The organism is Paenibacillus sp. A3, assembly GCF_001399685.1.
Lineage (GTDB): Bacteria > Bacillota > Bacilli > Paenibacillales > NBRC-103111 > Paenibacillus_G.
Genome location: NZ_JTHN01000309.1, coordinates 1 through 8,223, shown reverse-complemented (window position 1 = coordinate 8,223; position 8,223 = coordinate 1). Strand labels below are relative to the sequence as shown.

Below are 8,223 nucleotides of genomic sequence, written 5' to 3'. Positions count from 1 at the left end.
CGCAGCCTGCGCCGAATGTAAATCCGGCTCCGCTGTCTGTAAAGGAGGCGGCGAAAGGTCCGGAGACTTTCAAGCCGCAGGAAGCGCAAAAAAAGCCAGAAGCTCCGACCGCCCAATCCTTCGGTGATCTTAACCCGACCGCGGCGCCGGATAAAGATCTGAAGGTAGGCATGGGCAGCAAAAAAACGCCCGAGCCGCCTACAGCGCCCGCACCGCTTTACAAATCGTTCGGACTGTCCAACTTGTTTAACCCCGGCTCTTCCCAGAAGGAAAAGCGCGATCCGGAAGAAACGTTTGGGCAAGAATCGGAGTCCATAGCGGAGAAGGTGGAATGGAAAAACCTGCTGCTCACTTCCAAGGGCGAAGAGCAGGGGTTCAAAAGGCTCCGGCTGTGCATCGTGCAAAAGGAAGAGACACTGGAGTCCATCGCTAAGCGCTATGATCTAAACCCTCGCGAAATCGCGCTTTACAACCGCCTCGGAGATAATGAAGTGTCCGAAGGGCAGATCGTGTATATCCCGAAATGAAGCCGTTTTTACAAAAATTCCCTCGGGCGAGCCAAAACAGGCTTGACCGGGGGGTTTTTTGGTTATACTTGTATTGACTCTGTCCTGACTATTGTTTATCATAGTACGCATAGATGCAAGCAAAAACGCGGAAAGGGAATAGTAGACAGCGAACCCTTCAGAGAGCGGAGCCGGCAAGAGCTGGAAGGTTCCGCAGGACGTACCTGTCGAAGTCGCCCCGGAGTTGTCGAATTGAAAGCGGAAGCTCTAGATTCGGCCGGTCACAGCCGTTATCTGTTCGAGTGCCGCACGGATGAAGGGAAGCCTCCAGCTTCTCGGAGCACGGGCGGAATAAAGGTGGTACCACGGAAGCGAGAGCCTTTCGTCCTTTGCGGCGGAAGGCTTTTATTTGTTTGTCGCCATTTCTCTGATGGTACTGTAAAGCTGAAAACTCAAAACAAACCACAATTATGTGCACTTGGAGGTTGCAGTGATGGAAGAAACCAAACAAGCGGCGCCGGAAACGGCTATGCCGACAACCTACGATCCGAAGGAAGCCGAGAAAAAGTGGTACGACTACTGGCTCGAGGGACAATATTTTAAAGCGGGGCAGCGTCAGGATGCGAAGCCGTTCACCATGGTTATTCCGCCTCCGAACGTTACCGGTATGCTGCATATCGGCCATGCGCTCGATTTTACGCTTCAGGATATTATGGCGCGGACCAAACGGATGCAGGGATATGACGCCCTGTGGCTTCCCGGCTCCGACCATGCGGGCATCGCGACGCAGACCAAGGTGGAGCAGAAGCTTCGCGAGGAAGGCGTGACACGGTACGATCTCGGCCGTGAGAAGTTTCTGGAAAAGGTGTGGGAGTGGAAGGAGCATTACGCCGAAACGATCCGCGAGCAGTGGGCCAAAATGGGCTTCTCGCTCGACTATTCCCGCGAACGGTTCACGCTGGACGAAGGGCTGTCCAAGGCGGTGCGCGAAGTATTCGTCCGCTTGTACGAAAAAGGGCTGATCTACCGCGGCAAATATATCATCAACTGGGACCCGGCCGCCCGCACGGCCCTTTCCGACATCGAAGTCGAATACAAAGAGGTGCAGGGCGCGCTGTATCATTTGAAATATCCGGTGAAGGACAGCGATGAATTCATCGTCGTGGCGACCACCCGTCCGGAAACGATGCTTGGGGACACGGCCGTAGCGGTGCATCCCGAGGATGAGCGCTACAAGCACCTGATCGGCAAAACGCTTGTGCTTCCGATCATCGGCCGCGAAATTCCGATCGTCGGCGACGAATATGTCGAGAAGGATTTCGGCAGCGGCGCGGTGAAAATTACTCCGGCGCACGATCCGAACGACTTCGAGGTGGGCAGACGGCATGATCTACCGCAGGTGCTTGTGATGGACGAATCCGGCAAAATGAACGAAAATGCCGGCAAGTATCATGGCATGGACCGCTTCGAGTGCCGCAAGCAGATTGTGGCGGACATGAAGGAGCTCGGCGTGCTGATCAAAATCGAGGACCACGTGCATCAGGTCGGACACAGCGAGCGCAGCGGCGCCGTCGTGGAGCCGTATTTGTCCACGCAGTGGTTCGTTAAAATGAAGCCGCTCGCCGAACGCGCGATTGAAGCGCAGAAGTCGGGCCAAGGCGCGAACTTCGTACCGGACCGCTTCGAAAAAATTTATTTGCATTGGATCGAAAACATTCGCGACTGGTGCATTTCCCGTCAGTTGTGGTGGGGACACCGCATTCCGGCTTGGTATTGCGGCGATTGCGGCGAAATGATCGTCTCCCGCGAGGACGCTTCCGTATGTCCGCATTGCGGCGGCACGCATCTGACCCAGGATAACGACGTGCTGGACACCTGGTTCAGTTCCGCGCTATGGCCGTTCTCCACGCTCGGCTGGCCGGAGCAGACGGAAGATCTGAAGCGTTATTACCCGACCGATCTGCTCGTGACGGGCTACGATATCATTTATTTCTGGGTGGCGCGGATGATTTTCAGCGGACTCGAATACACGGATCAAATTCCGTTCAAAGACGTGCTGATTCACGGTCTTGTCCGCGACGCGGAAGGACGCAAAATGTCCAAGTCGCTCGGCAACGGCGTCGATCCGCTTGAAGTGATCGAAAAATACGGCGCCGACGCCATGCGCTTTATGATTTCCACCGGCTCCACGCCGGGACAGGACCTCCGCTTCCGCTGGGAAAAAGTCGAGCAGGCGCGCAACTTTGCCAATAAAATTTGGAACGCTTCGCGCTTCGTACTGATGAATCTGGGCGATTTCAAAGCGTCGGATATCGATCTGAGCGGCGAGCTCGGTACGGCCGACCGTTGGATTTTGCACCGCTTGAACGAAACTGTCCGCGAAGTGACCCGACTGATCGATGCATATGAATTCGGCGAAACCGGACGTTTGCTTTACAACTTCATTTGGGACGATCTGTGCGACTGGTACATCGAATTCAGCAAGCTGTCCTTGTACGGCACCGACGAAGCGGCGAAGAAAACGACGAAATCCGTTCTGGCCTATGTGCTGGACCGCACGCAGCGCTTGATTCATCCGTTCATGCCGTTTATCAGCGAGGAAATCTGGCAGCATCTGCCTCATGAAGGCGAGACGATTACGCTCGCGGCGTGGCCGACCTTCGAGGCGCGCTTTGAAGCGGCGGACGCGGTGCGCGAGATGGAGCTGCTGATGGACATCATCCGGACGGTGCGCAATATTCGTGCGGAAGTGAACGTGCCGATGAGCAAAAAGGTCGAGCTGCTCGTGAAGCCGGCCGGCGAAGAAGTGCTGGCTATTCTGAAGCGCAACGAAGAATACGTGCGGCGTTTCTGCAACACGTCCGCGCTTTCCATCGAGCTTGGGCTCGCAACGCCGGAAAAAGCGATGACCGGAATCGTGACGGGGGCGGAGCTGTTCTTGCCGCTTGCTGGGCTGATCGACATTGCCCAGGAAATAGCACGTCTGGAAAAAGAGCTTACTACGCTGCACGGCGAAGTGGACCGGATCGAGAAGAAGCTGGCCAACCAAGGCTTCGTTGCCAAAGCGCCGGCCAAAGTTATCGACGAGGAGAAAGCCAAACTCGCCGATTATGCGGACAAACGGGATAAAGTGTCGGCCCGGCTGGCCGAACTGAGAGGATGAGCCATCATGAGCGAAGCACAGCTAAGCGTTAACGAAGGGCCGTTCCGGACGGCCCGGGAAGCGATCGACTGGGTTGTCCGGTTTATTCCTCTGGCGGGAATCAAGCCGGGACTGGAACGGATGGAGCGGCTCATGGAGCTGCTCGACCATCCTCACCGGCGTCTCAAGTTTATTCATGTCGCCGGTACGAACGGCAAGGGATCGGTTTGCGCCTATTTGACCGAAGTGATCCGCGGATGCGGCTACGACGTCGGGACGTTTACTTCTCCTTACATTGAAAGCTACAACGAGCGCATTCGTCTCAACGGGGTCAATATCCCGGACGAAGACCTGCTGAAGGTGATCAATAAAATCAAGCCGCTCGTCGATCAGGTTGCGGAGGAGTTTGGGCAGCCGTCGATGTTCGAGATCTCAACCGTGGTCGCGATCGAATATTTTGCCCGCACCGCTTATCCCGACTTTGTCGTCTGGGAAACGGGGCTCGGCGGACGGTTGGATTCGACGAATATCGTGACGCCGCTTGTTTCCGTCATAACGAATATCGGTCATGACCATATGGAGTTGCTCGGCGATACGCTGGAGAAAATCGCGGCCGAGAAGGCGGCTATCATTAAGGCTGGCGTCCCGGTCGTAAGCGCCGTGGAGCAGCCGGAGGTCGTCCGGGTCGTCGAGGAAGCGGCGAAGGCCAAGAACAGCACGCTTTATTTGCTCGGCCGGGAGTTCCGTTATGAAACGATCTCGACCAAGGAAAACGAGCAGACGTTTCGGTTTACCGGCACGTTCCGGCACATTCCGGACGTTGCCATCTCCATGAACGGACCGCACCAGTTGAAAAACGCGGCGGTGGCGCTAATGACGCTTGAGGTGCTGCGGCAATATTATGCGCTGATCGTGGAAGACGAGGATCTGCTTCGCGCCATGAAAGCGGCGCAGTGGCCGGGGCGGCTGGAGATGGTATCGCAGGAGCCGCGGATTCTGATCGACGGAGCGCACAACCCCGAGGGGGCGGAGTCGCTTGCCGCCGCGCTGAAGGAAACATATTCGTACAATAGGCTCCATTTTATGATGGGAATGCTGACGAACAAGAATCATACGGGCTATTTGAGGCATATACTACCAATAGTGGATACGCTTATCCTAACCGAGCCGAATTGGCTGAAAAAGGCCGCTGCCGAAGATCTGGCCGGACTGGCCAAATCGCTTCTGGCGGAGTGCGGAAGGCACGACGTGGAAGTGATCGTGGAACCCGATTGGAAGACGGGGCTGGAGCGGCTTAAAAAATTGACGGCGCAGGACGACCTGGCTGTCGTCTCCGGCACGTTATATTTAATAGGGGACGTCCGTTCCTGGATCAAGCATCAATCCGATTCTGAAAAAGGCTGGTGAACGCAGGCGTGAATACATCGGAGCATATCCATTTTATCGGCATCGGCGGGTACGGCATGAGTGCGATTGCCAAGGTGATGCTGGAAATGGGCTACCAAGTTTCGGGATCCGATTTGGCGCAGCAGGAGCTGACGGAGAAACTTGCGGCCAAAGGGGCGCAAGTGTTCATCGGGCACGAGGCGCAAAATGTGAAAGGCGCGGACGTCGTCGTATATTCCACGGCTTTGGCCAAGGATAATGTCGAAATGGTGGCGGCAGAGGAACTGAATATTCCGATGCTGCACCGTTCGCAAATGCTGGCGAGACTGATGAACGCCAAAAAAGGCATCGCGGTTGCGGGCGCGCACGGAAAGACGACCACGTCGTCCATGATTGCGCTCGTACTTGAGCGCTGCGGCTTGGACCCGACCTTCATCATCGGCGGGGAAATTATGAATGTGGGAAGCAACGCCAAGGCGGGCAAAGGCGATTGGGTCGTCGCGGAAGCGGACGAGAGCGACGGTTCGTTTTTGCAGTACCAGCCTGCCATTGCCTTGGTAAATAATATTGAAGCCGATCATCTGGAAAACTACGACGGCAATTTTGAAAATTTGAAAAAAGCCTATGCGCAGTTTTTGAGCCAGGTGAAAGAGGACGGCAAGGCCGTCGTTTGCTTGGACGACCAATACTTGAAAGAGATGATCTCCAGCGTGAATAGCGAGGTCCTCACGTATGCGATCGAAGCGGAAGCGGATTTTACGGCTCGGAACATCGTTCTTGGCGACCGTAAAGTATCCTTCGATGTCATGCGCGGCGCCGAGGCGCTCGGAACGATCCATCTGTCCGTACCGGGCAAACACAACGTCTACAATGCGCTTGCTACGCTGATTACTTGCATGGAAGCGGGTGTGTCCTTCGACCGGATCGCGGAAGCGATTACCGAGTTTCGGGGGGCCAAGCGGCGTTTCCAGGTGCTCGGAGAAGTCAACGATATTTTGGTGATCGACGACTACGCGCATCATCCGACCGAAATCGAAGCGACGATCCAAGCGGCCAAAGCGACCGGCAAACGGATTGTCGCCGTATTTCAGCCTCAGCGGTACACGCGGACGTACTTTTTGTTCGAGCAGTTCAGCCGCGCGTTTCCCGAGGCGGACGAAGTGATCATTACCGACATCTATTCGCCGGCGGGCGAGAAGCAGATCGAAGGCATCGATTCCGCGAAGCTCGTCGAGCTGATTCGTCAGAACAGCAACGCCAACGTGCGCTATGTCCCGACCAAGGAGCAGGTGCAGACCTATTTGCTGAAGTCGGTGCGCCCCGGAGATTTGGTGATTACGATGGGTGCAGGAGACATATGGAAAGCGGCGGCCGGTCTTGCCGAGGCATTGACGAAACGCTTGGCCTAGCAGTACGAAACGAAAAACCTCCGGAACGCCGTTCTTTTGAGCGGCGAAGCCGGGGTTTTTTTGCGTGGAACCGCATTGCCGTTTATCCATTCGCTGTCTGCGTTGACGGTTCTATTTGTGGACCGATTCTCATAGTCTAGTAATACGAATATGGGACAAGGGAGAGTTGGCGCAATGAACAAGACCAAGATGACGTTTCGTTTCCACAAGGACGGGCAGCGGCAAGAACGGCAGGATACGGGGAGCGGGCCGCAGGTCATCCCCCTTCGATCGGAAGAATATACCGTTATGGAGCAGCGGGCTGATGAAAGCCGCCAGCCGGACAAGCCGCCGGTAGAGTCCGGAAAAATAAGAGGACCGATGTGGACCGGACCAGCGCTTAACGAATACACGACCGATTTCGGCGGTTGGCAGAGCTCCTTTGAGACAGAGACGCACCGCGTGGAACAATTGATTCGCGAATCGGGCGGCGGCCGGTCGTTCGATCCGGAAACGGGTTACGTCGAGCGGCCGGATCTGACCGGGGGTATGGAGCGAACGCACCGGCCTTATACACAGGAGGAATCGGCCTATTTCAGGAGAACGCCGGGCAACGGCTCTTGGCTTCGTATTACCGCTTCCGTCGCCGGTGCAGTTGTAACGGGCGTCGCGTTCGGCTTTTTGGTTTTGTCGATGTTTTCGGGCGGTACAGACTCCGGCAAAATAACGTCTCCGGGCGGCACGACGACGGCCCAGCAAGGGACGAAGGGAACCGGGGCCGACGGGATGGCTTCCAAAGGAGAGACGGCCGGTAAAACGGGAGATTCGGCAGCCCCGGCGAGCGGTTCCGCTATCGGCGTGGCGGTGCAGATCCCGGCGAAATCGTATGCCGTTCTGCAAGGCGGGGTATTCAGCAGCGCACAGGGAGCGGAGTCCGCAGCTGCGGATTTTCGCAAGAAAGGGCTGGCAGGAGCGGTAGAAGGGGGAGATAAGCACCCGGTCTATGTGGGAATGGCAGGAACCCGGGACGAAGCACTAGGGCTATCGCAAGCCTATCAGCAAAAAAACATCGAGGTGATTGTTAAAACACTCGATTTACCGGCAGTGACGAAAGTCAAATGGAATGGCAAGCAAGCAGATGTGTTTTCCAATTATATTGCGCAAGGGGATAAGCTTGTGAAGCTCATCGCCGCACAAACGATCGCCCATGCGGCTGACGCCAAGCCGGAAGCTCTTGACGACAAAGCGCTGCAATCGATCAAGACGACGCATCAAAGCTGGTCCCAGACGGCTGCCGCCGTCAGCGACGGTCTGGGCGAAGCCGGGAAGAAGGCGCTGCCTAAGATGAACAATTCCTTGAATACGGCCGTGGCGTCGCTTGAGGAATACAAGAAGAACCCGTCCCAAGCCTTTCTGTGGCAGGCGCAAACGGCTGCAATGCAGTACGTCGTGGCGGAGAAGGAACTGCTCCAAGCGGTTGCGCTTCCATAACACACGGGTGGACATCCACCGAGGGGGCGTACGGAAAGAGCCGTCCGGACCGCTTCGGTTCATTCGGACGGCTCTTTCTATGGGGATAAAGGACTTAGTTACCTGCCGGTTGAGGTCCGGCCGGGTGATGGCGGTTCAGGGGCAGTTTTCTTCGGCGTTGCGGCATCCGCCATGTAGCGATCAACCAGCGCGGCGGCTTCTGCGCGCGTGATCAGCCGCTCCGGCTCGAAGCGCTCCGCCGTCACGCCGTCGATCCAGCCGGCACGCTTGAGACCGGAGATGGCATCCGCGGCCCAGAAGCCCGCCTTCA

The 8,223-nt window shown here is 56.5% G+C and carries 6 protein-coding genes and 1 other annotated feature; of the genes, 5 read left to right on the top strand and 1 reads right to left on the bottom strand.

Going from position 1 to position 8,223, the window contains the following annotated elements:
* The 5 genes from QJ48_RS33720 to QJ48_RS33700 all read left to right on the top strand — a co-directional run.
* On the top strand, positions 1–527 hold a 527-nt coding region (locus QJ48_RS33720), incomplete at its 5' end, for a LysM peptidoglycan-binding domain-containing protein (protein ID WP_157261842.1).
* A 119-nt stretch (positions 528–646) separates the two neighbouring features.
* Positions 647–899, top strand: a binding site (T-box leader).
* A gap of 100 nt (positions 900–999) precedes the next feature.
* Entirely contained in the window at positions 1,000–3,669 is a 2,670-nt protein-coding gene (locus QJ48_RS33715) for a valine--tRNA ligase (protein WP_054977659.1), read from the top strand.
* Positions 3,670–3,675: 6 nt separating this feature from the next.
* Positions 3,676–5,055, top strand: a complete 1,380-nt coding sequence (locus QJ48_RS33710; protein ID WP_054977658.1) for a folylpolyglutamate synthase/dihydrofolate synthase family protein — start codon at positions 3,676–3,678, stop codon at positions 5,053–5,055.
* A gap of 8 nt (positions 5,056–5,063) precedes the next feature.
* Positions 5,064–6,443 (top strand): UDP-N-acetylmuramate--L-alanine ligase, encoded by a 1,380-nt coding sequence (gene murC, locus QJ48_RS33705; RefSeq protein ID WP_054977660.1) that lies wholly within the window; start codon positions 5,064–5,066, stop codon positions 6,441–6,443.
* Positions 6,444–6,617: 174 nt separating this feature from the next.
* On the top strand, positions 6,618–7,913 hold the full coding sequence (locus tag QJ48_RS33700; protein WP_054977657.1) for a hypothetical protein: 1,296 nt from the start codon (positions 6,618–6,620) through the stop codon (positions 7,911–7,913).
* A gap of 98 nt (positions 7,914–8,011) precedes the next feature.
* On the opposite strand, the gene QJ48_RS33695 is transcribed toward QJ48_RS33700, so the two are convergent.
* On the bottom strand, positions 8,012–8,223 hold a 212-nt coding region (locus QJ48_RS33695; RefSeq protein ID WP_162238606.1), incomplete at its 5' end, for an S-layer homology domain-containing protein.

Coding starts and splice junctions, on each gene's coding strand:
- QJ48_RS33715 (WP_054977659.1), top strand. CDS start 1,000: ATGGAAGAAACCAAACAAGCGGCGCCGGAAACGGCTATGCCGACAACC.
- QJ48_RS33710 (WP_054977658.1), top strand. CDS start 3,676: ATGAGCGAAGCACAGCTAAGCGTTAACGAAGGGCCGTTCCGGACGGCC.
- QJ48_RS33700 (WP_054977657.1), top strand. CDS start 6,618: ATGAACAAGACCAAGATGACGTTTCGTTTCCACAAGGACGGGCAGCGG.